Origin of the sequence: Alteribacter natronophilus, from assembly GCF_006007885.1 — a bacterium.
GTDB lineage: Bacteria > Bacillota > Bacilli > Bacillales > Salisediminibacteriaceae > Alteribacter > Alteribacter natronophilus.
Genome location: NZ_VCRO01000005.1, coordinates 1 through 23,896 on the forward strand (window position 1 = coordinate 1; position 23,896 = coordinate 23,896).

Sequence of the window (23,896 nt, forward strand, 5' to 3'; positions counted from 1 at the left end):
TAGGCACGCCGCCAGCGTTCGTCCTGAGCCAGGATCAAACTCTCCGTAGAAAGTTCGATGTCTCTGACATCAAAATGAAAATTTATTGACGGGATATTTAAAATATCCCATGTTTCGCTTGGCTTCTGTTTAGTTTTCAAAGGCCACTCGACATTTAACAGAAAAGAAGTAAAAACCCGCTGTTGAATGTCATTTTATTTTGTCGCTCTGTTTTGCGGCGACTTTTATAATTTAACACATCGGCAATCCCGAGTCAATAACTTTTTCAAAAAAAGTTTTGGTCTGTTTTGCCGCTGGTGCCCGTTGCGCTGATCTCTCAACGCGACGATATATAATGTACCACGCAGCAAAACGAACCGTCAACACTTATTTTTATTTTTATAAAAAAGTTTTACCCGCCTCGTAATAACGGTGATAGATTGCGTTCCCTTTCGTCTTTACACGAACGATATCCACGTACCCTTTCTGAACGAGATATTCCAGAAGAATAGTAAGGTCGAGGGAATACTCGCTTACTTCGAGACTTGTTTTAAGTTCTTCTATAGACCACGGTTCATCTTTAGAGGCCATCAGGTTCAATAAATGAGCACTGCCCAGCCTCGTTTTGGATGTCAGCTCAAATTCATTGGCAATCAGAAGGAGATCAAGTTTCTTTTCTATCGGCTCCTCCCCCGTTACAAGTTCTGAATAAAGCTTATGAATTTCAGGTTCGATCTGTTTAACCTGCTGCCAGACTGTCACTTCAGGATAAAAACCGTGTTCGATTACCGAAAGACGAGCCAGGTGGTGAAGAGCGTGAAGGATCTGATTGTAGGAATCAAGGTAGTGACCAGCCTGAAAGAGAGCCCTTCCGTCTGTAAAACGCCGGATCAGTTTGGCAAATTCCACTCCCATTCTTAATTGACGTTCCTCGACAGGGAAATCAAACATCTGCTCCCGGAACTCCCTGACGAATTCATTCCGGTCAAAAAGAACTTTTCCATTCATGACCCAGTCGAACACCCGGCGATTGCTGCTGTTAATCAGCCATACATTCAGCTGCTCGGTGTGCACGAGATGCATTGCCACCTTATAACCATCGTATGTGTAATGTTTCGTTTCCCACATAGGCTTGTCCTCGGATACAATGACCAGGAGCACGACATCAAAGTAGTCGGTAACCGCATCATTCATATCCTTTCCTTCTACAAGCATTACGCCCAGTGTATGTAAATCACTTGTTCTGTCCTGATAAAGCTGGCGCAGAAAATCATCCATAGTAAATCCTCCTGACTCTATATAAAAACAATTGTGCAGCTGCTTTAATGTAAGTTCGACGAAGGAAGGAAAATCCCTTCTCCCACATATAAGGAGCTTAAATTTTACAATAAGGTGAACACATCTGACCAGTAGTTATCCCTATTTGGCTTATGATATAATTATTTTTCGGGAGGTATCGTTTTCATGGGAGCAAAGTATACGAATAAAATAAACAGGATCCGGACTTTTGCACTTGTGCTTGTTTTCGCCGGAATCATTATTATGTATCTCGGGATTTTCTTTCAGACGAACGCCATGCTGATGACAGTGTTTATGCTGCTTGGTTTTCTTGCCATAATCGGGAGTACAGTAACGTATTTCTGGATCGGAATGCTTTCAACCAAAACCGTTCAGGTCGTCTGTCCCAATTGCGAAAGGCATACAAAGGTTCTCGGCAGGGTGGACGCGTGCATGTACTGCGATGAACCCCTTACGCTGGATAAATCACTTGAAGGTAAGGAATTCGACGAGTCATATAACGCAAAGAAATAGCAGTTCAGTTCAGACCCGGCTCAGGTGCCGGGTCTTTTCTTATGCTCAGTTATCCACGAAAACCAACAACAGACTTTAATAGAGCCTGAACAAAAAAACAGCCGAAGACAGTATGTCTACGACTGTTTATATTAATGCTTATGCTTCTGGCACTCGGGACACGTACCGTAAATTTCCATACGGTGATTTTTGACACGGAAATCCGTGACATGTGCCGCAAGTGTCTCTACTTCATTTAGACCAGGGTAATGAAAGTCCACAATCTTACCGCAGTCATCACAGATGACGTGGTAGTGATCGGTTGTGTTACTGTCAAACCTGCTGGAGGAATCCCCGTAAGTGAGTTCACGTACCAAGCCTGCTTCTTTAAAAACCCGAAGATTATTGTAGACTGTTGCGACGCTCATGTTAGGGAATTTCCCTTCCAGTGCCTTATAAATCTCATCCGCTGTGGGATGGCTTTCTGCATCGAAAAGAAATTCAAGTATAGCATGGCGTTGAGGCGTCATACGCACTTTCGTACTTTTTAAAGACTGCAAGGCTTCTTCCAGTCGATGATTGGCCATTTCTCAACACCTCTTCTTCATAAAAGCATTCTTACTTTATAATATTTATAATTAGTATAGCGAACAATTCCCATGCTTGTCAACGGATAGGGGCCGTTCAGCCATTTTTGCCATGAAAAGCCGTAAGAAGCGGCAGGCTGTCCTTTGCGTCAATGACAAAAGACGTGTAGCGGCTGTCTACATCTTTCGCTTTTCCTTTTTTCGCTTCGTGTTCCGTGCAGATCTCTTTCATGTCCTTTTTCAGGGCTGCTGCGTCACCGTCTTTCACCCCGAAGAGAAACGTGGTGCTGCCTTTTTTAAGGAAACCACCGCTGCTGGCAAGCTCTGTCATGCGGTATCCTTTCTTTTTCAATCCTTTTTCCAATGCGTCGCTGTACCGGTTGTGCACAACGCAGATGACCAGTTTCATTTCATCAACGCCCCTTTATGTTCATTCTCCAAGCGGCTTTCTGCGACTGCTTCAATACCCTTTAGAGACATCAATTTTATTGTGATAATTCTTCCCCGATCCAAGAAACTCCTTCAGGTTTTGCTCAAAAATTCCGATTGCCCTTGGCTGGTATCCAGGGGAAATACCGGATATGTGAGGAGTGACAGTGACGTTTTCCATAGTCCAGTAAGGGTGCCCTTTCGGTAGGGGTTCCTGTTCAAAAACGTCCAGTACGGCGTGGGCCAGGTCTCTGTCTGTAAGAGCCTCAATCAGATCCTCTTCTTTAGTAACGGTTCCCCTTCCCATATTAATGAATACAGCATTGTTTTTCATTTTCCGGAAAGCATCCCTCGTCAGAAGCCCTGCAGTCTCTTCTGTGTGTGGCAGAACAGACACGAGAAAATCCGAGTTCTTCAGGATGCGGTCTAATTCACTGAAGGTCAGTGTCTCATCGAAATGATCGGCAGGACGGCCACTCCGGTTAAGCCCAATCGTGTGCATCCCGAAAGCTTTTGCCAGGCGGGCTGTTTCACTGCCGATTGCTCCTGCCCCGAGAACCCCGAGGGTGCAGCCGTTCAGTTCTGTCATAGTCAGTTTACGGCTCCACACCTGATCTCGTTCCTGTGAAAGAAGTTCTTTTGCTTTTCTTGCTGTCTGGAGGATGACGGAGATGGCGTATTCCGCCATAGGAGTGGCATGAATCCCCCTCGCGTTGGTTACAAGGATCCCTTTTTCCCCGATCGCCTTAAACGGCATCTTCTCCATTCCTGCAGAAACGACCATAATCCACTTCAGATTACCGGCTTTTCTGATGTGATCAGGCGTGAGGTCTTCTCCGTATGTAATGAGTATATCCGCTTTTTTGAGGTCGCCTGACTGCTCGGTTCCTTCTATTGTATCGTGCCAGGTAAACGTGACTTCGGGAAAAGCACCGGTGAGCCCGTTTTTTAAATTCTCCTGAAAATCTGCTGATGTGGTGACAAGTGTCATTTGGCTCCAGACTCCCTTCTCCTTTTTACAGTACTTGGACAATTTTTATAATCGTATCATAATGCGCGTTACGAGGACAGACGAAGGCCGGCAGGAATCAGCCGTCCTGATGCAGAACGCCTGTCTGACCTGTAAAAAAAACAGCCGCCCCTCGCAGGGACGACTGTACTTAATTACTTAATACTTTCATCGTTCTTTACGGGGCTGCCGGCGGCTTTGCCTGATCTTTCGGGCAAAGCTGACTTCCCTGCACTCATCTTCCATTTCCTTCATTCTCATAAGAACCGTCTCCCGATCGTGATGGATCAGCATGATGTCCGCCTCCTTTTAATGATGAGGTGTCTAAAGTGACAGTTCACCAAAATTGGATATGGCCGGCCCTTCTTCCTTTTCACCAGCTGCATGTACATCGCCTTCTTTCAGTCGAAGCAGGGTCTGGACGGCACCTTTCACCTCTTTATTCGGAACTATAATAGAGCCCGCAAGATCGATGGCCTCCACATTCGAGCGTAGAATACCGGCATCTGTGCTGTCATCCAGTCGAAGCGTCCCGGTGACAACGAGCGTCACTTTTCCTTCAAACGCTTCAAAGTCTTCACGGAACCACTCTTCATCTTCGATTAATGCGTATTTTCCGCTGTACGTAAGCACCTCTGCCTCGAGCGGGTCACAGCGTTCGAAGACCAGGTCCTCAACATCTTCATGGCAGACGATAACCGAGGACGACCGGATATCGCTGATGGATGCCTCGAATGCCTCCCGGGTCACATCCCGGTCAAAAACCACAGGTTTCTTCGTAAAAATCCTGCCTTTTTTAAAGCGGCGGATCGAGCGGCCAGTAAGAACCAGCGTTTTTGAAGCGTACACATAACCATCCGGGATCACTTCTGTAACACCGTTAATGAGCGGATTTTTCCTGAACAGGTCCGGTTCCTGTGATTCATTCAGACGAACGATTCCATTCACTTGAAGATCTTCAATCTTTTCTGCAAAGAGATTCATATCGAGATCATCAGAAAGGGATAAAACCCCATTAACGGTCAGACTCACCTTCGTATCAACGGAATGGAGGTAGCGGTCAGTCAGTTCATGGCTTCCGTTAATTATACGGGGCCGGTCTCCTTCATACGTCCTCACTCCTCCAGCGGTGTCTTTTGTCCGCTCGTGCAGGGCACCGGACACAGCAGCCGGTGCAAAAAGTGATCCGTTAATAACAAGCCCCTCCACCTTATCCCTGATGTCTTCTGCCGTGACGTCCTTCGTAATCACAGCCTGCCCGTTCACGAGAAGAGTAAGGGGTTTTTCCACCGTGGAAAAATAACTGCGGTCGAGCGTTACCTGTCCGTTCAGCACCGTGAACTCCTTTTTTATTTCCATGGTTTTTCCGATGTTGCCAATATTAAGGGCCGTGATCAGGTGAGCCGTTTCCGGCTTATAAAGGACGCATCCAACGTTTTCGATCTTCCCGATATTTGCAATCGATGTTTCTGTTGCACTAGTTAAGTTAAGCAGTCCCACGTTTCCGATTCGCTGTTTTCCCATCGTTCATCACTCCTCCAGTTTTTTCCGAAGCTGTTTTACCGCCCTGCTGAGCTTATACCTGACCGTTGCCGGTGGCAGTCCCAGCTGGGATCCGATCTCCTGACTCGTTAGTCCAATCCAGTACCGCTTAAATACGATGTCGCGCTGTTCGTCGCTCAGGGAACTGAGCAGATCGGTGACCTCCACGGGACTCAGTGCCTGCTCCCGGATCGGAAAATCGTATTCCTCCTCCCACCCGGTGACCCGCTTTTCCCTGCGCCTCTCGTCAATCAGCTGATTTTTCATGACTCTGAAAAACCACGCCCGCTGTTTGTGAACCGGGAGCCCTGCAATTCCCGGGTTCGCCAGTGCTTTTTCCAGCGCCAGCTGAACGAGGTCATCGGCTTCCTGCCTGTGACGGGCGATAGATCGGGCAAAGCGGTGCAGGTCATTTTCAAGTGTGCGGTACATCGTTCTCACGTCCATCTGCTCCAACTCACTTCATTTTTTTGTGACCTGTCATTAAGATAACGGATGAGACGGCACAAGTGTTTGAAAAAAGTGAAGTTTTTTAAACCTGTCCACTTACGGGCAAAAAAAAGCGAGGCACAGAGGCCTCGCATCAAGATTTATTATTATTGAAGAGGGATTGGGATCACCTGTACTTTACTCTATGCCCCTATCCCGAAAGTGTCATGGTCAAGCGCCCTTAAGGGCTTATTTTAATTGATCAGGGTTCAGTCCGGCCAGTTCATCCAGGACAAATTCCCCGTCCTTTCTTACAAGGACATCATCAAAGTAGATCTCCCCGCCGCCGTACTCGGGACGCTGGATGAGCACCATATCCCAGTGGACAGCCGAGCGGTTTCCGTTATCCGCATCCTCATAAGCTTCCCCCGGTGTAAAATGCAGGCTGCCGCCGATCTTCTCGTCAAACAGAATGTCCCCCATAGGATGCAGGATGTAGGGATTCACCCCGATGGCAAACTCCCCGGCAAAACGTGCCCCTTCGTCCGTATCGAGGATCGCTTCAAGTTTTTCCTTCTGATCAGCGTCAGCTTCCACAATTTTCCCGTCCTTAAACGTGAGCTTCACGTTCTGGTACGTGACTCCGCGGTATGGGCAGGGAGTGTTGAACGCAATCGTGCCGTTAACGCTGTCCTTAACCGGTGCGGAGTAGATTTCCCCGTCCGGAATGTTCGCCTCGCCCGCACACGGCACTACAGGAATGTCTTTTATGGAAAAAGTCAGATCCGTACCCGGCGCGGTAATACGGACCCGGTCTGTCTTCTCCATAAGTTCCTTAAACGGTTCAAATGCCCGCTCCATTTTCCTATAGTCCGCCGTGCAGACGTCGAGAAGGAAATCGGTAAATGCTTTTGTGCTCATCCCTGCTTTCTGTGCCAGTGCCGGCGTCGGGTAATTGAGCAGCACCCAGCGTCGGTTATTTATGTAGAATTCCTGTACCGGCTTGAACACCTCTCCCCGGAGTTTAAACTTTTCGCTCGGCACTTCCGCCATTTCGGCGTCGTTTTCCTCGGCAATAATGGCGATCACGGCATCCACGTCCTCATAGCGCTTCATTGCCCAGGCAGCGGACGTTTCCAGCTGTTCTTTTTCGTACCCCATGCTGAGATGGCGGCCGATCTCGTCATCAAGGAGCTCAGTGTAGGGATAGGCTCCACGGGCGTAAACCTGGTCGATGAGTTCTGTCATGAGCGGTTTTGTGGCGTAATGGCCTTTGATCAGCACACGCTCGCCTTTATTTATTTTTATGGAATGGTCGAGAAGCACCCCGGCCAGTTTTTCAATCCGTGCGTCTTTCATGATGACTCGCTCCTTTTTTGGTCAATTCTCTTCTTCAGCGCTCCTCTGGAGGACCTTCTGGGGAAAGCTGAGTTCAGTTCCTGTCTCATATACGGCACCATCAGAGATCCATGACATCTCCATATAGCCTGAAATACCTGATCCGCCGAAACCGCCGAACCTCTCTTCCCATTCCGCCTGGGCTTTCTCTGTACAGAAGTCGCACACTTCATGGATGGCTACGGATCCGTCAAAGTCTTCGATCTCCAGCTCCTGATAATACATGACTCCGTAAGGGTTGTGAAACTGTATGAACACTTCAACTGCTTCCACTTCACCGGTACTGTCCTCATCTTTGTATGTCAGGTCAATCCCGATTACCGTTTCTTCTGCTTCCTCATAATCTGCCCAGTACGACAGATCCCATTTGCCCGGCCCGCCACCCATACTGTAAAGTGCCGGATTGGTTCCGGTCCAGTCCCGCTCTGCTTCCTCTTGAGCTGCAGGTTCCTGGAAAAAGAACATGGCACCGGCGATGATTCCTACAATCAGTATAATCGGTAAAAACTGCTTCACTCATGCCTCACCTCTTTTTTCCTTTCTCTATCCTATCAGAATTCATCTGGACTTTGGTGTTTTAAGGGAGTATTTATCTTAATTTTCCATAAGTGGTGTTACCGGGAACTGGAGGCGTGGTACGATGATAGGTGTAATAGAGAGAAAGGACTGACGAACTGATGAAACGTTTTTTTACATACATGCTCGTTCTGGGGGCAGGGGTACTGGCTTCAGGCTGCAGTGAGGATACGTCAGGAAGCGAACCTGACTTTGAAGGAAAACTCGTACCCGGTCATCAGGCAGGGAACATGGTTACAGTTTTCGTGGAGGACAGTGTGGACGGCACTGATTACGATCTCTCACATATACGGAGCGGCCGGCATGACGTGCTGGAAGACTACGAAGTGGAAGCCTACCGGGTTTTAATGGACGATGACACGGTCATAGCGTTTGCGGATTCCGATAGGGAAATCCCGTTGAACGGCCAGGATCTTCTTACTTATTCCTCATGGTTATTTACCATGGGGCAGGATGCATCCATTTCGGTACGGGAGGATTTTGAACCTGTCGTTTCCACTCACCTTGACTCCCGAAGTCCTTACTACTGGTCCCTGATCCCGATCCTGACCGCCGATGTGATTGAAGTTGAGCCTTTGGATCTCGATACTCTGATCGGCACGGTTACACACATACCCCATCACGAGGATGAAACTTACGTGAATATTCTTTCGTTCACGGAAGATTCCCTTTACGGAAACGCAGCCCAGGAGATTCAGACGAGGACTTATGAATATTCCGATCGCAATCAGCATGTCATGTACATTCAGGCAGCGGGAAAAGAAAACCTGGCCTTTTTTGACCATATGTTCGAGGAGTTTCCGAAGTACGTCGTTATAAAGAATGGGGAGAAATTGTATGAATCCGAGGATATTGAGGACATTTTCCGTTTTATTGAGGACGATCTCGGTCTGGAAAAAAACAATGAGTTCTAGCTTTGAAAAGGCGCCCTGATGCGGGGCGCCTTTTACTGTCCGTTCTGTTCAAGGTCGATAATTTCCCTGACTGGAATCGTTTTGCCGCCGTAACTGTTTCCGGTGACCTGCCCGCCTTCGGACCAGGTTAACTGAATATTTATTGGCAGGTTCTGCCGTTCAAAACGTTCCGGATCCTCGCAGAACTTGCAACGCTCCTGGTATTCAAAGACGCCGTCGAAATCCTCGGTGACGGTTTCCTGAATAAAGAACCCGTTTACAGGGTCAGCAATCGTCAGGATAAATTCGAACTGTTCCAGTTCCCGTGGCTCAAGATTGTACTCGAGGTCAACGCCAATATCGGCACCTTCCTCACCCTGGGCAAGAAAGACTGTAATGTCCCACGCATCGGCACCTGTTTCCGATGTGATCGTCCGCTCCCAGTGGCGCTCCTCTGTTGCTCCGTCTTCCATGGGGTCCTGAAAAAAGAAGATGGCACCTGCGATCAGGGCTGCAATCAGGATCAGGGGTAAAATCTGCTTCATCATTTCACCTCAGCACGAATTCAGTATGTATGATCTCCATAATAACAAAACATTTCGAATCTTGGTAATTTTTTGGTACGATGAAGCAAAAGGTGTTTTAGGAGGCAGTTATGAAGTGGATCGCAGCAGGAGCGGCACTCCTCTTACTCGCCGCATGTGCGGACAACGAGGAAGGAGAAAAAAATATCGAAGGTACATTAAATTCCATTTCCGTGAGGGACACCCTGCTTCCGGTTTTTGTCGGGGACAACCTGAGTGAAGAGGACTATCAGAATTTTCACGAAGACGCCACGATTGCCGATGATTATGAAGCAGAAATGTACCGGGTGATGGTGACAGAAGACACCGCTATTTTTATCGGTGACGATGAGGTTGAGATTGAAGCCGAGCTTTCGTATCCGGTTTCCGATTTCTTTAGGATATTTATGCAACAGGAGGTTTCGGCAAGGGTAAATACCGTTGAGGAATTCGAGGAGGAAGTCATGACAGATATTGATTACCTCGTCCATCAGCGTCCGGATTTTACTCCGATTTACACAGCAGAGGAAATCTACCTTGGGGCAATGGACATGGATCTGATTGTAGATGGCTATCAGGAGTATCTTGCGGATTGGGATGAGGCGTACAGCATTCTCGCTTTTGCCGACCTCCCCTACAGCCAGGCAAATATCGATGATGTACGTGGCGAATTTGAAGATTATCATTATACGGGTGAGGGTTTCCTTCTGGTGGATGTGTATTTCAATACAGAAGCAGGGATGTTTGAGGACGAGGTGGATGCGTTTCCGTACTACATGTTTTTAAACGACAGCCGCGTAATCCTGGAAACGTCCGATGCGGATGAGCTTCACCAGATGCTTGAGGAGGAAGGATTCGAAGAGATGAGAAGTATCAATTAAAAAGTGCACCACAAATAAGGCGCCTTCCATCCGTACTGGAAAGCGCATTTACTGTGCTCCGTTTACCTGAAGCAGACTGATTTCCGGAGGGTTGAACAGACGAAATCTGAGAAAAGGGACAGGTCCGCTGCTGCCGAGGCCGGCACTGGCATACTGCTTCGTGTTTTCATACTGCCAGGGACCTGTAATCCGGTCCTGTGGCGGAAAAAGACCGTACCGGTGAAAATAGGGCTCGGGAATAAACGGTGCACCAAGAAACGGAAAACGAAACTGCCCGCCGTGGTAGTGACCGGCTAATATCAGATCGAATTCCCTGTATTCGAGGTGGCCGTACTCCCTGATCTGGGTCATGCGCTCGTCCTGAACCGGGTAATGATTCAAAGCGATCACCACTTCTTCGCTGCCGGTGCGGCCGAGAAACTCCAGCTCTTCTGCCAGAGACTCGTGATGGGCCAGATAAGCATCATACTGAGGGTGGCCGACGTCGATCCGGCCGCCTTCAAGATGATTCAGACTCTGCCTCACGTTCCCGATCGCGTACTCAAAATACACAAAATGATAGGTAAAGCCGTCGGTGTGACTGAGCGAATAAACAGATTCCACAAGATCCACCCCGCGGCTCTCCATTTCCGTGATAAAGTTACTTTTCTCAACGGTCCCGTCTTCACGAAGCACATAACTGTACGGATCGGAATTTCCCGGGACGAACAGGGCATGATCCTTATTTTCAATCCGGTCGATCAGATCAAAATAGGGATCCGTGTTCGTACTTTCAAGTCCATCGAGCATATCACCGGTAAACACGATCACATCGTACTCCAGCCGGTTAATCCTGTCTGCAAGACGCTGCTGGTTTTCTCCGAATGTTTTTTCATGGAGATCGGTGACGTGAAGGATCCGGATCTCCGCTCCTCCTGCCACCCGGATCAGTTCAATCTCCTTTTCCGCCGTGACGATCCGAGTGTTGTCCCAAACAGTAAAAAGAACGAACACGATAACAATTACCGCTAACCCCAGCCACACCACCCGTTTTCCCCCTGCACGCTTCATTTTCATTTACACCACCGGTTATGTTGCCTGCATCTGGTTTCTGAGAAGACTTCTGAACACACCGCTCTTTTCACCTGCAAGCTTCGTATATTCCCCGTTCTGAATAACTTTTCCGTCTTCAAGGACGATCACCTGGTCGGCATTGCGGATCGTTGACAGCCGGTGGGCGATCACGACGATGGTCATCTTCCCTTTCAGACGGTCGATCGCCGCCTGGATTTTTTTCTCGTTCTCCGTATCCAGTGCGCTCGTCGCCTCATCGAGCACGAGAATCGACGGCTGGCGAAGAATTGCCCGGGCAAGCACGAGGCGCTGGCGCTCCCCGCCGGAAAGGCGGATCCCTCTATCCCCGATCAGGGAGTCGAGTCCGTCCTCAAGCTTGTCCACAAATTCAGCTGCCGAAGAAAACTCGAGCGCTTCCCAGATCTCCTCCTCCGTGGCATCCGGCTTCATGAGCATCATATTCTCCCGGATCGTCGCGTTAAACAGAAACGGATCCTGCGGCACATAGCTGATCGCTTTTCTTAGCGAAACGAGTGTGTCGGAGGTTAGCGGCTTTCCGTCAAACAGCACCTCGCCGGTTTCCGGCTGGTTCAGCCCCATCAGAAGGTCTATGAGGGTACTCTTCCCCGCACCCGAGCGGCCGACTACGGCCGTCATCCGGTTGGCAGGGAAAAAGGTGTTTACATCGTTCAGTGCGAGTTTATCTGCATCTCTGTTATAACGGAACATCACGTTCCGGCAGGTTATGCCCTGCTGAAGGTTCAGAGGTTCTGCATCGTCTGAATCAGAAAACTCGCGAGCATTTCTGCACTCGTGCTGCATGGCTTTGACAGCACGGAAGGCTGGGATCATCGTTGAGATTTGCTCCAGAGATGCCTGAATCCCGGCGACCCGTGGCCAAAGACGTCCGAAGATGACAAGAATAAGCATCAGTTGCGCAAGCTGTGCGGAAAAAAGCGTGATGGCCAAGTAAACAAATACGGCAATCAGAACTGCCGACGCTGTCTTGTAGTAAAGCTGTGAGGTGGTTTTCACTTTTGTAAAATCGATCTGCTCGTTGCGGATTCGATCTGTTAAATCTCTGTACCAGGACATTCTCGACTCTTCCAGTGTGTTACTTTTAATATCCTTGATCCCGTTTACCTGATCAGTTATTCCGGCTAGATAGGTCTTACTCAGTTCGTAATTCTGGCTCCCCAGAGCAAACGCCCGCTTTACAAACTTCCGCGAAAAAAATAACAGAATAAGACCAAATAACAGTACAAAAGACGTGATCGTTGGCGACAGCCAGAAAGCAAGACCAATCTGAATGAAAGTAAACACCAGACCCGCAAGAAACTGCAGAATGGAGTAGGTGCCGGCGCTTGCGCGTGCCAGTTCCGAGGTCAGTACATTTATCAGATCCGATTTACGATGCTTAATAAAAAAACGCCAGTTGGCATGCAAAATGGAATCATACGTCTGAATTCTCATATGCCTGAAAAAGCCGTGCTGAATTTTGGAGTTGCGTACCGTGATCAGCTTTTGCAGCACACTCTGTCCGATCGAAATCAGCACGTAGATGCCAAGAATTGCAGGAAGCCCCACTGCAGGAGGAATGGAGCCGATCGTGTCAAAAAGCCCAGCCACCGGCGTCCCCGCTGCGTCCAGTTCCACCAGACCTGTCATGGCGATCATCGGAATGAGCATCAGAATGCCGACACCTTCAAGCAGGCCGATTCCGGCCATGGCAAGCATATTTACATAAAGTCCTTTTCCTGCATAATCGTGCATCTGACGGACGAAATACAATAAGGCGTCCATTCTGATTCCTCCTAAGTAAGCGCCTGTTTTCTTTTCTTTCTCCAGAACCAGAGAAACGGCCGAAGCGGAAAGTACAAAAAGTGCAGCCCTTTTGGTAGATGAAAGAGATCTGCATCCTCCGGATAAGGGTACATAAAGCTGAGAGTAAAAAGCAGTTTCTGCCGTTGTGACATTAATGAAAACAAATACTGTTTGTGATAATCGGCTATCTTCTCAGCCAATGGCTCATCATGAATATTAATCATCGTTTCCATGTAGAAGGCTGCCTTTTTTGCCTGTTTCACAGCACGGATGGTTTTCAGCTTATGGATATCTGTCGGGCAATGTGTATTAAACAAACAAGAAACGAGCAGAAGAGCCTGTCCTCCTGTACTGGCTGCCTGATTGGCGGAAATAATCCGCCCGGCCAGCTTCCAGTCCATTTCCTTATCAATGAGCTGCCTGATATCAAAAAGCCACCGGAGTCTGGACCAGCCGTGCCGCGCTCCGTGTGTACTCAAATAGTAAAACAGATCCTCCTTGCTGAGCATATACACCGGGTGAGTTGTCAGAGTACTTGTCCGCCGCCTTTCCCAAAGCTCTTTGAAAGCCGGTTCCTTACCTGGTCCCGGGTGAAGACGCCAATGAATTTCCACTTTAACGCCAGTCTTCGGGTGGATAAAGATGGTATGGTAGTGCCGCCACTTCCAGTCACCGAGAATGGTGCGGATGAACTCCTTTTCGCGATAACCGAGATCAAGCACAGTCTCTTTCACTTTTTCATAGTCTTCGAGTTCCACAAGCAAATCTATATCATGGGACGTTCTCTCACTGGTACTGCCGTACAAATCCTGTGCCAAAACCGGCCCTTTGAGAAAAAGAGCCCGTAGGCGCCTTTCGGAAAAAGCTTTGCTGATCGTTTCCATCTGCGAGGTTAGAAACAGCATATTAAATGCATTTCGCTTATATTCCGCAGCGAGCGTCTGCCGGATCCTTTCGGGTACCTCAACAGCAGCTTCCTTCAGTCTTGTATGTACGAGCGGAAACAGACGGTGGTGAAAGCAATGGTGCAGAAATGAGTCCCAGGAAAAAGCATGATCATTGACTGCTTTTGAGCTGTCTTTTCCGTTAAGAAGATCGATCATCACGTTCAGTTCAGGCGTTAATCTGTTTTTGTCAATTACAGACTCTCTCTTCATGGGACTCTCCTTTCGTACTCGTTTTTTGTGCATACATCGCCACCACGGTAAACCGCTCTTTTCCTTCCTTCCCGGTAACGATAAAGGGCCCGCTTCTGAGCCAGGCATGAGCTGCCAGCTTCCCATCCGGATCCTTTGCCGTCCCCATGTATAGTGTACTATCTATGCCTCTGCGCTCCAGCATCCTTTTGGCAGCCAGCGCTTTGACCATACACTGACTCTCCCAGAAGGTATAACTGGTCATCGCATGAACGGCGACTGATACCTCTTTCACTGACTTTACCTGGGTTGCCTCAACCTCCCCCGGCGACTCTTCCATATATTTACCCAGAGTTGGAGAAAGGCGGGAAAACGGCCTCCCTTTCTGCCATCGTCCAAGGGCCAGGCACACATAAGCCTCTGCATATCTCTTCTTTGAAGGAAGCGGCAGATTCCAAAATGCCCTTAATTTACGAATCAATACAGCTGCTTTCCCCATCGCTACTTCACATCAATCAGGTTTTCTTCATCCAGCTGTGTCAGAAATGCCGTTACCTGTTTTACGCATTCCTCTTCGGAGACGTCGTACTCATTACAGAGACTAGTTACGACGTCACGCACAGCTGCCGGCTTTTCAATCAGCTCCCAGATTGCGCCTCCGGTTTCACCGAGGTTGTAATACTTTCCATTTTCTACACTAAGCATTACTTTATCCCCGTCCATATCACTGGCAATATTCCCGGGCTTCTGAGTTACCTGGTGATCAAGGGAAATAGTCTGTTTTGCAATCATCAGTCTGCCTCCTCATCAATGGTGGATAATATCGCTTCACATACTTCGTGAGCTGTAAAACCTTCAGACGGCCGTTCGAGAGCAAAGAAAGATATTCTACTCACCAGTTTGGCTGATGTCTTAAAATGCCAGTCCATTAACCCGGCCTCTGAAAGGAAAAAATTGCGGTACGTATGGCGAAACAGCAGGTTTAATCGTTCCAGTTTATTCACAGGCAGGATGGTGATTTTATCAATGTCTGTTTTGACAAGCTCCACTACTCCTGCGAGCGGAACGCTCTGTTTTGAAAATTGCGAGGTTACCGGAACAGCATACTTTGTATCCCGGTCCGCAAGCGGTCTGTAAAGTTCCGGGCTCTCCCCGAACGATAGGAGGCTTTCCTGCCAGAGCTTCTGTTGCGGGTAGGCAGGTGTAACATACGGCTGCCCATCTTGATTCATACTCACAGGAATCACATCGTCACTTACCAGGCTGAAGCCTTTTTTAAGAAAAGCTGTGGCTGTCGTGGATTTACCAGCACCGGAATGACCGACCACGGCATACGCTTTTCCGTTTATTTCAACCGCACTTCCGTGAAGAGGAAGGATTCTGCGGTGCATCAGCACTGTTCCCATACACGTTCCTAGAACGTAAAGACGGATTTGATCTTCAACCCCGTCCGCAAGCGGCATGACTGTGATCTCCCTGCCTTCGCTGATTGAAAATATGGCCACATCCGGAATTTTGAATCCAACAAGCCCTTCTTTTACAAAATAGGACCTATCCGAACTTGCATGCTCTTCCCATAACCTCGTCAAATCACCGATTTTAATTGTGATGTCTGCTTCATTCTCCTGTTTCACTTCTGTTTCTTTTGCCTCGGGAAGCGTGACCTCACTCAATATATTGAACCCGAATGCCTGATATGATGTTCGAGAAATTGTTTCAATCATTGCGATGCTTCCTTCCCCGCTTTCGTTTAGTAAATGGTTCCCTTATACTCAATAGCATAAGGGAAGCCCTGTTTTCTCAGCTGGTTGATGAGATACACCGATTATCAGGACGGTTGTTTGATCTGCCCTCGTGCGTTACAGGTGGGTCTTCAATGTCAGAACAATCCGGAATGGCATTCCCTTTACCTGTATAAGTATGAGTCACGTCCAAGACATCAAGTCCCGGCTCAATCCACTGCTTTTTCATAATTTCACCTCCTTTCGAGTTTTATGTAAGAACCGGTGCACTATAAGCACTCTTGTAACTGTTTTAAAGGCATCTGTAAACAGAACAGACTCATCGGAGCTGGCTTCCACTTTCTGAATGGCCAGCTCGAATTTTTCGCGATCTGCATATTCAAGAGTTACCGGATCCGTTGCGGCTTCGTAAAGTTCATTTATAAATATAGGCCATTTGTTTCTCATTCTGTGAATGACATCGGCGCCCTGAAGCCCCTTATTCTGCTGATTCATAAGAACACTGTCTGGAAGAAAGCCTTTCATCGCTCTCCTTAGGATCGAGCGGCTCAATCCATGATTCACGTACTGTTCAGGCGGGATGGACAGGCAGAACTTTACCACCCTCAAATCGTTGGTCGGATCCCGGTCCCAGACCCCGTAACGGTAAGACAGCTTCGAAAAAAGCGTGCCGGACTTATTCCAGCTGAACACGTTATTAAAATGACGCCTTCTATATTCGTCATCTGTAATAGAAGGAGAATAAATCTTGTTGATTCCAACCTCTTCAACTTTCTCAAATACATTTGTCTCTCGAGCCAGTTCTGGATTAATCCACGAGCCTGTTTCAACTTCTGCTTTCATTTTGCTCACAAGATTCACTGCGATCTGCCTTGCAAGAAAAGGAATCATCACTCTTTTACCGGTACTGAACTGGCGGCAGTAGTCAGTCAGTTCTCTGTTCAGGACACTCCACTGAAGTGTTTTCAGCAGCCTCTGATAATAATCGTAGGCCACATTCAGGTTCCCCCAGGAGATCGAGTAGTTTCCCCTCGCCCCGTTTAGAAGAACATTAACGCCTTTTTCTGCTGCTCTTTCAGGAATTCGTTTCATCCAGAAGGCATTTTCGAAAAACTTGTACGGCATTTCCATTACATCAAGCATGTCATCCAATTCCGAATAAGGGCTCATCCCCTCAAAATCAAGAAATTCCGGTTCTGTACTGCCGATGTGTGTGACCGTTGTTTTTATGTTGTCTGTTTCATCCGGCACAAAATAGGAAGGTGTCCAGTTTTCGAACTCAGCTACCGGAACGTAACTGAACGTGTACAGTTTTTTGTTCTGTTTTTTCAAACTCGGGGCTGCCAGGCTTGCCACGGACCCCGAATCAAGTCCGCCGCTCAGGTAGGAACCGATTCTGCCCCGGCTTCTCAGCCTGTCATTCACGGCCCTTCCCAGCACCTCCCGGAAGGCCTCCTCGTATTCACCATCACTGGAAAGATAGAGCTGTCTTCGGCTTTCAAATGTCCGGTACCTTCGAATGGTAATCCGTCCTCTTTCAGCAAGAAGGAAATGGCATGGAGGCACCTGACCAATATCCTCGTATACGGTCGCACTCATATCAATGGCTTCCACCAGGGTGGAAATCGCAATAAACTCCGCCATCCACTGTCTGTTGATCCGGTCAGACACACCGGCCATATGAAGCAGCGGTTTCATTGTCGATGAGAAGGCAATGCGTTCCTCGTTTTTCGTGAAATACAGCGTTCTTGTACCCGAGTAGTCTCTGGCAGCAAATACTCGTTTGTTCTTTTCATCCCAAATCAGGAACGCAAAGTCGCCTATCAGATGCTTCGGCGTCTCAACGCCCCACTTCCGGTAGGCCATCAATATGAGCCGGCAGTCGCTGATGAGGTGATGCATGTCCTTTTTTACCTGAAGACTGGCGAACAATTCATCCCGGTTATCCAGGATCACATCAGCAGCAATCGTGAGCCCGCTTTCTTTATCTGTGAGTGGCTGAAATTCTCCTTCAGACTCCGGTGTGATCCACTGGTTAAGAGAGCACATGAGTGCCGTATCACTCTGCCATGAAGAAGCCATTTCTTCATTGAACCTCGGTACAAAGGTAAAGAATGACCGTTTCCCCTGTTCTGCGGCATCTGTTCCCAGTAGACCTTTCAGCCTCGCCATACCGAAAATTGCACTCATCTGCTCTCTCACCACCTTTTATAACGAACACCCCACTTGAAAAAAATCCCCCCTACCCTCGGTCCGAATAGGGGAGGCAAATAAACTTAACTTCTTGAGATTAGAGGATTGCCGTTTTCATCCGTTGGGATATCAGTATCGTCCTCAAAATCACTATCAAATTTACTGTAATTCAGCCCGCCTGCTGTCATCTTTACGTTAAGTACATCCAGTTCCGGATCTGACCATCTTTTTTTCATATGCCCACCTCCTTTCGGTCAAAGGTTCTTAAAAAGCGATAGACGATCAGTGCACGCAGAAGAATCCTGCATTCAGGAGCATGAATACGCATCGCTGTAGCTCTTTGTGCGGTGCCTCCAGTGATCACCTCTTTCAGCGTTTCAGTATGGAAGTAGTCTGCAAAAGGGCTATCGATCAGACTTTGTACTTCCCTTCTGATCGCAGGCATATCGGCCTCAATCCGGTGCAGCCAGTCTGCGCTCTGCTGCCCCCGAGTGGTCTGGTCGAGCCTGATGGCATCTGGCAGAATGCCTTTTGTCGCCCTCCTGACAAGTGCTCTCCCCATTCCTCCCTGTACGTACTGCTCGTGTGGCAACGACAGACAAAACTCCACCACCCGGCGGTCATTTGTCGGATCCCGTTTCCACACCCCGTGGCGAAGTGACAGCTTCGTGCTCAGCGCGTTGCCCGTATTCCACGGATGAAGCCTGGTAAAAAGAGCACTGCGAAGCTTTCGGGGGTCCCTGGACTGAAACCACCCGTCTGCTTCGAAACCAAATGACCTGCACTTTTCGTCCATCTTAAACTGCCTTGAAAATTGGCGTTTCACTATTGTAAGCGGGTTTTCCTTAGTGCCTTTGTTAAACAGGGAAGGAAAACCGGTTTTCACAAGGTACGGAACGGTAGTGTATCTCGAGCCCCCAGCATTTTTACTGTAGGCATCCAGTTCTTTTGCGAGCCGGATCCACTTAAATTTCTTTAAAAGCGTTGAATAATAGAAATGTGCAGCCCCCCAGGAAATCGTAAAATTCCCCTTGTCTCCATTAAGCAGAACTTTAAGGTCGAGCTTCTCCGCCTCCTCAAACATTCCCTTGATCCAATAGGAGTTTTCATGAAACTTATAGGGCATCTCCATCACATTCAGGAAATCATCAATTTCCGAATAGCTGCTTTTTCCCTTGAAATCAAAGTAATGGTCTTCGATATTCCCGGCAAACGTAACAATCTTTTTGATGTTCGCTTTTTCATTCGGAACCAGATACCCCGGTGTTTCCAGGTGATAGTCAGATACGGGAACATAGCTGAGTGTAGTTAATGGCTCCTTTGACAGCTTTGAAGCAAAACCCACAACCGATCCGGAATCCAGCCCCCCGCTCAGCTGCGATCCTACTTTTCCTCTGGTGCGCATTTTTGAGCGGACCGACTTTTCAAACACGTCCTGAAAAGCTTCGATATACTCATCATTCGTTTTTAATTTCAGCTGTTTTTTAGGCTCAAACGATCCATATTTATCACTGAAGAGATTCCCGTCTTTCAGGGAGATTGTGTGAAAGGGCTGAATCTGTTCAATTCCTTTGTACGGCGTGGCTTTCGCATCCAGCGTGTCGTTCATGTTCACGAGCGTCAGATTTTCCGCCAGCCATTCCTCGTTTAATTCCTTCTTTATAATGGGCAGGGAAAGAATCGCCCATGCGGTAGTAGCAAAAGCAAAAATACCATTTTTAAACATGTAGTAGAGCGTCCGGTAGCCTGAAGGGTCTCTTGCGCCAATCAGCTTCTGCTCTTTTTCATCCCAGATTACGAAAGCAAAATCACCAAGCAGATAATCCGGACATCGGTCGTTCCACTTGGCATAGCTTAACAGAATCAGCTCGGTATCAGTGATCGTCTTCCGGCGGTGTTTTGGCACGTTCAACAGGGAAAACAGCACTTCGCGGTTATCAAGGATCGCATCTGCCGCCACTGCCAGTTGCCGTTCACTATCGTAATAGGGATTCTGCTCCTGAACCGACTCAGATGTGATCCACTGCTGATGACACCCCAGGAACACATTCTCGTTCTTCCAAACCTGCACATTATCAACGGGAATAGAGGGAAAAGAACCTGCCATTTTTTCAATATACTCTGGAGGTCCCGGTTGCCTGTCTAAATGAAACATGCCATAAATTGCGCTCATCGTTACCTCCTGACTGCCGTTCTACATTAAGCACCGATTTGTTCTTGATAAAGAACTATTTAAACTAAATTTATCACCATTCCGAATTGATGTCAACGAAGAATAGTGAACATTGTGAATCTTTTTTACTATACTGTAATTTCTTTTTTTGTGACTTCATAACCAGTCGGGTTAAGGGTCTGCCATTTCCATGTGCTCATGCACATATCATCAATTCCGAAGGTTGCTTTCCACCCGAGATCCCGTTCTGCTTTCGTTACATCTGCATAACACTCCGCAATATCTCCTGCTCGTCTGTCTGCTATTTTGAAAGGAATTGTCTTTCCGCATGCTGCTTCAAATGATTTAACAAGCTCCAGAACGCTGCACCCTCGACCAGTGCCTAAATTATAGGCTTCAATTCCTCTATCGGTTACAATTTTCTCAAGAGCTCTGACATGTCCAAGGGCCAAGTCGACAACATGAATATAATCCCTTACGCCGGTACCGTCCCGCGTAGGGTAATCATCACCAAAAACCTGAAGCTCAGGCAGCTTCCCGACAGCTACCTGGGAGATATAAGGCATAAGATTGTTCGGAACACCGCTCGGATCCTCACCGATCAGGCCGCTATTGTGGGCACCAACAGGATTGAAGTATCTGAGAAGCGCAACACTCCAGTTACTGTTCGACGCAGCAGTATCCCTGAGAATCTCCTCAATAATTAACTTTGATCTGCCATAGGGGTTGGTCGCTGATAGAGGGAGATCTTCAGTAAACGGCACCAGGTTGTTCTCCCCGTACACAGTTGCCGAGGAACTAAAAACGAGGTTACGGACATTGTATTTGTCCATAACCTCGCACAGAGTAACCGTTCCTGCTACGTTATTATGATAGTATTTCAGTGGCTTCTCCACAGACTCGCCGACTGCTTTCAAGCCAGCGAAATGAATCACGGCATCAATTTCGTTCTGATAAAAGATACTTTCCAGCGTTGCCCTGTCCTGAAGATCCGCTTCGCAGACTTCAATAAATTTTCCCGTTATCTCCCCTACCCGTTCCAGCGCTTCGGGCTTGCTGTTAGAGAAGTTGTCCAGCACGAGAATATCATGACCTGCGTTCAGGAGCTCAACGCAGGTGTGTGTGCCGATGTAACCGGCTCCTCCAGTGATTAGGATTTTCATTGCCTGCTTACCTCCTGCTCTTTATTTCGTTTTAATAAATTTTTTAACCTTAGCAGATCTTCTTCAAGTCTATATACATTATTTTGTTTGCTGGGTCTTTTATAAGTATAAAATCCTTCAACATCAATATTTATTATTTCATTCCTTTCTTTACTGAAAACTAGATTATGGAGCATCCAATCCCCACCAAATGAAACATGTGTACTACTAACTTTTTTAATATTAATTAAAAATCGCTCTATTGCATTAATTAGTATTATAGGATCTTGATGATATCGTCCTCTCTCTTCCTGAATCATCACTACTGCTAAGTTTTCTCCTTCTAGAAAAGGTGAAGTGTAACTACCAGATTTCCAAACCTTATTAACGGTTGCAACATGCATTCCTAAGCCAGCTTCTTTACTCATTTCCTTCAATAAGTTGGAATACTCGAAGTACTGATCTGCTGAGGAAATTCTTTTTGCCATATTATAGCTAAAGATATTATCTTTTCTTATTACTTTTACTATTGTTTTTCTGTCACTACTAATAAATATTTTGAATATACCGTTTTTAATGTCCTCCTCTAATTGAAGGTCTTTATAACCTCTAATTGTCCTCATATAAGTAAAATATAATGAGTTCCACACTTTACGTGAAATAAAATAAATCCTTAGTAATACTTTGTAAATTCTATTTTTAAGTTTGGAACTCATTAAATATATACTTGGGAAGTTATTTTTTAACTGCAACTTTTTTTTGTCCATTATTTCCATGTGCTACACCTCAACTAAATTACTTTTTTATTTTTCCTTTCCGTAGAAACAACTCCCCCTCGACTTACTTTAAATACAATGTCACAGTTTTCAATAGTAGATAACCTGTGAGCAATTATAATAAGTGTCTTTTCCCCTTTAAGACCGTCAATAGCTCTCATGATTTCTTTTTCCGTTTCGTTATCCAGTGCAGAAGTAGCCTCGTCCATAAAAAGAATCTCCGGGTTATGGTACAGGGCGCGGGCAATACCAATGCGCTGCCTCTGGCCACCGGAAATTCTTACTCCCCTTTCACCTACTTGAGTGTCGAGCTGATCAGGAAGTGATTTTACAAATTCTTTCAGCTGTGCCTGCTCCAGTGCTCGCCAAACCTCATTATCATCTACCATGTGACTCTCCAGTCCAAACGCTACATTCCCTCTAATTGAATCATCCGAAAGAAAAATATACTGTGGAATGTATCCGATCTTTTTCTGCCAGGTTGATTTGAGCTCTTTTAAAGGTCTATCATCTACAAGAATTTGTCCTCGCTGAGGCTCAAGCAGGCCAAGGATAATATCAACCAGAGTGGTTTTTCCTGCCCCGGATTCACCTACAAAAGCTACAGAATGACCAATTGGAACCGTGAGGGAAACATCATTTATTGCATTATTTTCCTGACTTGGATACCTAAAATCGATGTTTCGTAACTGAATGGATCTGTTAAAGTACCTTTTACCTTTATTGATTTTGATGGAAGTATTTTTTTGTTCGTTGTCTGAGGCATCTGCAATTAAGTCTTCATACACTACTGCTAGTGCTGGGTAGCTGTAGCGAATTGTCGTAATCATAGCGACAACACGATTAATCGATGGCATCAACCTAAAGGCAGCCATCGCGAACAGTGCCATTGTCGAAACTACCTGTGCTGTATTTGTTCCCTGAAAAATAATAATAAGCATTGTCAGAAGCACTACAGAAACGAGAAGAGTTTCAATAAACAGCCTTGGTACCTGTTCAAGCATTTTCATATAACGGCTGTTGTTCGCTTTAATCTGGCTTTGCTTCGTATAGGCATTAACAAAAAAGTTCTCCTTACCTGATACTTTGACCTCTTTACTGGCGCCCAGACCCTGATTGACCCATTTAATCATGGTACCACTAACTTTCTGCTGCTCACGGCCCAGCGTACTGATCTTCTTCCGGAAAATCCGGAAAAATAAAAAAACACTTCCACCCAAAAGGACTGAAGCGGTCAGTGTTGCCAATGGAGCTGTTATGAATAATAAGGTCAAAATACAGGCAATAACAAGGATCTCTGTGAACAACTGAAAGCTCGAAAGGAGAATTCCCTGAAACACCTTTGATACCTCGCCATTCACATTTCGGAGCAGATCAGCTGTGTTCCTCTGAAGATGAAATGTATATGGCTTGGTTAAATACTCTTTCAGCAAGTTTCTCGACATCTTAACCTGCTGATTCAGGATTACTCGGTACTGGGCATAATGAAAAAGCAGCAGATATGCGTTTTTAATAATAAATACACTGAGTAATCCTGCCACTGCAAATAGGAGAAATTGGTTAGCTGATTGAAAGTTGAATGCATTATAAATAAATGAAAGAACAGCCTGCTCCTGAATTAATGAAGGATTAGTAATGATACCAACAAAAGGTACTATTAAACCGATCCCAACAGTTTCAAGAATGGCAGCAAAAATCATCATGATAAATAACAGAGATAGTTTTTTCTTTTCTTTTTTGTTGAATAAGCGAAGAAGCTTCCTTGCATTATTTATCATTG

General features: G+C 46.8%; 26 protein-coding genes. 3 read left to right on the forward strand and 23 right to left on the reverse strand.

Annotated elements, in window-relative coordinates; genetic code table 11:
• Nucleotides 1–378: 378 nt before the first annotated feature.
• Complete coding sequence (locus FGB90_RS15095; RefSeq protein WP_138811694.1) at nt 379–1,257, reverse strand: nucleotidyltransferase-like protein; 879 nt, start codon at nt 1,255–1,257, stop codon at nt 379–381.
• A gap of 186 nt (nt 1,258–1,443) precedes the next feature.
• Between FGB90_RS15095 and FGB90_RS15100 the strand changes: the two genes are divergently transcribed.
• Complete coding sequence (locus tag FGB90_RS15100) at nt 1,444–1,791, forward strand: YgzB family protein (protein WP_138811695.1); 348 nt, start codon at nt 1,444–1,446, stop codon at nt 1,789–1,791.
• Between the two features lie 131 nt (nt 1,792–1,922).
• On the opposite strand, the gene perR is transcribed toward FGB90_RS15100, so the two are convergent.
• The 8 genes from perR to FGB90_RS15135 all read right to left on the reverse strand — a co-directional run bounded on the left by perR (nt 1,923) and on the right by FGB90_RS15135 (nt 7,680).
• A complete protein-coding gene (gene perR / locus FGB90_RS15105) occupies nt 1,923–2,357 on the reverse strand; it encodes a peroxide-responsive transcriptional repressor PerR (protein ID WP_138811696.1) in 435 nt (144 codons plus the stop codon).
• 97 nt (nt 2,358–2,454) lie between these two features.
• A complete protein-coding gene (locus FGB90_RS15110) occupies nt 2,455–2,766 on the reverse strand; it encodes a cyclic-di-AMP receptor (RefSeq protein WP_138811697.1) in 312 nt (103 codons plus the stop codon).
• Between the two features lie 51 nt (nt 2,767–2,817).
• Complete coding sequence (locus FGB90_RS15115) at nt 2,818–3,777, reverse strand: D-2-hydroxyacid dehydrogenase (protein ID WP_138811698.1); 960 nt, start codon at nt 3,775–3,777, stop codon at nt 2,818–2,820.
• Nucleotides 3,778–3,963: 186 nt separating this feature from the next.
• Nucleotides 3,964–4,089 (reverse strand): hypothetical protein, encoded by a 126-nt coding sequence (locus tag FGB90_RS20150; RefSeq protein WP_281280062.1) that lies wholly within the window; start codon nt 4,087–4,089, stop codon nt 3,964–3,966.
• A gap of 30 nt (nt 4,090–4,119) precedes the next feature.
• On the reverse strand, nt 4,120–5,319 hold the full coding sequence (locus tag FGB90_RS15120; RefSeq protein ID WP_138811699.1) for a hypothetical protein: 1,200 nt from the start codon (nt 5,317–5,319) through the stop codon (nt 4,120–4,122).
• Between the two features lie 6 nt (nt 5,320–5,325).
• Nucleotides 5,326–5,784, reverse strand: coding sequence for an RNA polymerase sigma factor (locus FGB90_RS15125; RefSeq protein WP_138811700.1), 459 nt, complete (start codon nt 5,782–5,784; stop codon nt 5,326–5,328).
• Nucleotides 5,785–6,015: 231 nt separating this feature from the next.
• Entirely contained in the window at nt 6,016–7,125 is a 1,110-nt protein-coding gene (locus FGB90_RS15130; protein WP_138811701.1) for an aminopeptidase, read from the reverse strand.
• A 21-nt stretch (nt 7,126–7,146) separates the two neighbouring features.
• Nucleotides 7,147–7,680: a hypothetical protein gene (locus FGB90_RS15135; RefSeq protein ID WP_138811702.1), complete on the reverse strand. Its 534-nt coding sequence runs from the start codon at nt 7,678–7,680 to the stop codon at nt 7,147–7,149.
• A gap of 161 nt (nt 7,681–7,841) precedes the next feature.
• Here FGB90_RS15135 and FGB90_RS15140 point away from each other — a divergent pair, with 161 nt between their 5' ends.
• Complete coding sequence (locus FGB90_RS15140; protein WP_138811703.1) at nt 7,842–8,654, forward strand: hypothetical protein; 813 nt, start codon at nt 7,842–7,844, stop codon at nt 8,652–8,654.
• Between the two features lie 32 nt (nt 8,655–8,686).
• Here FGB90_RS15140 and FGB90_RS15145 read toward each other — a convergent pair whose 3' ends face one another.
• Nucleotides 8,687–9,181, reverse strand: coding sequence for a hypothetical protein (locus tag FGB90_RS15145; RefSeq protein WP_138811704.1), 495 nt, complete (start codon nt 9,179–9,181; stop codon nt 8,687–8,689).
• Between the two features lie 107 nt (nt 9,182–9,288).
• Between FGB90_RS15145 and FGB90_RS15150 the strand changes: the two genes are divergently transcribed.
• A complete protein-coding gene (locus FGB90_RS15150) occupies nt 9,289–10,077 on the forward strand; it encodes a hypothetical protein (RefSeq protein ID WP_138811705.1) in 789 nt (262 codons plus the stop codon).
• 48 nt (nt 10,078–10,125) lie between these two features.
• Here FGB90_RS15150 and FGB90_RS15155 read toward each other — a convergent pair whose 3' ends face one another.
• From FGB90_RS15155 to FGB90_RS15215, 13 genes are all read right to left on the reverse strand, one after another.
• The gene (locus FGB90_RS15155; protein ID WP_138811706.1) at nt 10,126–11,133 is read right to left on the reverse strand and encodes a metallophosphoesterase; all 1,008 of its coding nucleotides are present in this window, start codon (nt 11,131–11,133) and stop codon (nt 10,126–10,128) included.
• Between the two features lie 12 nt (nt 11,134–11,145).
• Complete coding sequence (locus FGB90_RS15160; RefSeq protein ID WP_138811707.1) at nt 11,146–12,933, reverse strand: ABC transporter ATP-binding protein; 1,788 nt, start codon at nt 12,931–12,933, stop codon at nt 11,146–11,148.
• An 11-nt stretch (nt 12,934–12,944) separates the two neighbouring features.
• Nucleotides 12,945–14,111 carry a nucleotidyltransferase domain-containing protein gene (locus tag FGB90_RS15165; protein ID WP_171051865.1) on the reverse strand — a complete coding sequence of 389 codons (1,167 nt, stop codon included), beginning with the start codon at nt 14,109–14,111 and terminating at the stop codon, nt 12,945–12,947.
• Nucleotides 14,089–14,589 carry a lasso peptide biosynthesis B2 protein gene (locus FGB90_RS15170; RefSeq protein ID WP_138811709.1) on the reverse strand — a complete coding sequence of 167 codons (501 nt, stop codon included), beginning with the start codon at nt 14,587–14,589 and terminating at the stop codon, nt 14,089–14,091. Before FGB90_RS15170 ends, FGB90_RS15165 begins: the two co-directional genes overlap by 23 nt.
• A gap of 2 nt (nt 14,590–14,591) precedes the next feature.
• Nucleotides 14,592–14,885: a lasso peptide biosynthesis PqqD family chaperone gene (locus FGB90_RS15175; protein WP_138811710.1), complete on the reverse strand. Its 294-nt coding sequence runs from the start codon at nt 14,883–14,885 to the stop codon at nt 14,592–14,594.
• The gene (locus tag FGB90_RS15180) at nt 14,882–15,814 is read right to left on the reverse strand and encodes a phosphoenolpyruvate carboxykinase (ATP) (RefSeq protein WP_138811711.1); all 933 of its coding nucleotides are present in this window, start codon (nt 15,812–15,814) and stop codon (nt 14,882–14,884) included. Before FGB90_RS15180 ends, FGB90_RS15175 begins: the two co-directional genes overlap by 4 nt.
• Nucleotides 15,815–15,890: 76 nt before the next feature.
• Nucleotides 15,891–16,061 (reverse strand): paeninodin family lasso peptide, encoded by a 171-nt coding sequence (locus tag FGB90_RS15185; protein WP_138811712.1) that lies wholly within the window; start codon nt 16,059–16,061, stop codon nt 15,891–15,893.
• Complete coding sequence (locus FGB90_RS15190; RefSeq protein ID WP_138811713.1) at nt 16,058–18,022, reverse strand: asparagine synthase-related protein; 1,965 nt, start codon at nt 18,020–18,022, stop codon at nt 16,058–16,060. Before FGB90_RS15190 ends, FGB90_RS15185 begins: the two co-directional genes overlap by 4 nt.
• A gap of 86 nt (nt 18,023–18,108) precedes the next feature.
• Nucleotides 18,109–18,261, reverse strand: a complete 153-nt coding sequence (locus FGB90_RS15195) for a paeninodin family lasso peptide (RefSeq protein WP_138811714.1) — start codon at nt 18,259–18,261, stop codon at nt 18,109–18,111.
• Nucleotides 18,258–20,198, reverse strand: coding sequence for an asparagine synthase-related protein (locus FGB90_RS15200; protein WP_138811715.1), 1,941 nt, complete (start codon nt 20,196–20,198; stop codon nt 18,258–18,260). Before FGB90_RS15200 ends, FGB90_RS15195 begins: the two co-directional genes overlap by 4 nt.
• 128 nt (nt 20,199–20,326) lie before the next feature.
• The gene (gene galE / locus FGB90_RS15205) at nt 20,327–21,361 is read right to left on the reverse strand and encodes a UDP-glucose 4-epimerase GalE (protein ID WP_138811716.1); all 1,035 of its coding nucleotides are present in this window, start codon (nt 21,359–21,361) and stop codon (nt 20,327–20,329) included.
• Nucleotides 21,358–22,116: a hypothetical protein gene (locus FGB90_RS15210; protein ID WP_138811717.1), complete on the reverse strand. Its 759-nt coding sequence runs from the start codon at nt 22,114–22,116 to the stop codon at nt 21,358–21,360. The genes galE and FGB90_RS15210 overlap by 4 nt, the downstream gene beginning before the upstream one ends.
• 14 nt (nt 22,117–22,130) lie before the next feature.
• Nucleotides 22,131–23,894 (reverse strand): ABC transporter ATP-binding protein, encoded by a 1,764-nt coding sequence (locus FGB90_RS15215; protein ID WP_138811718.1) that lies wholly within the window; start codon nt 23,892–23,894, stop codon nt 22,131–22,133.
• Nucleotides 23,895–23,896: the final 2 nt, after the last annotated feature.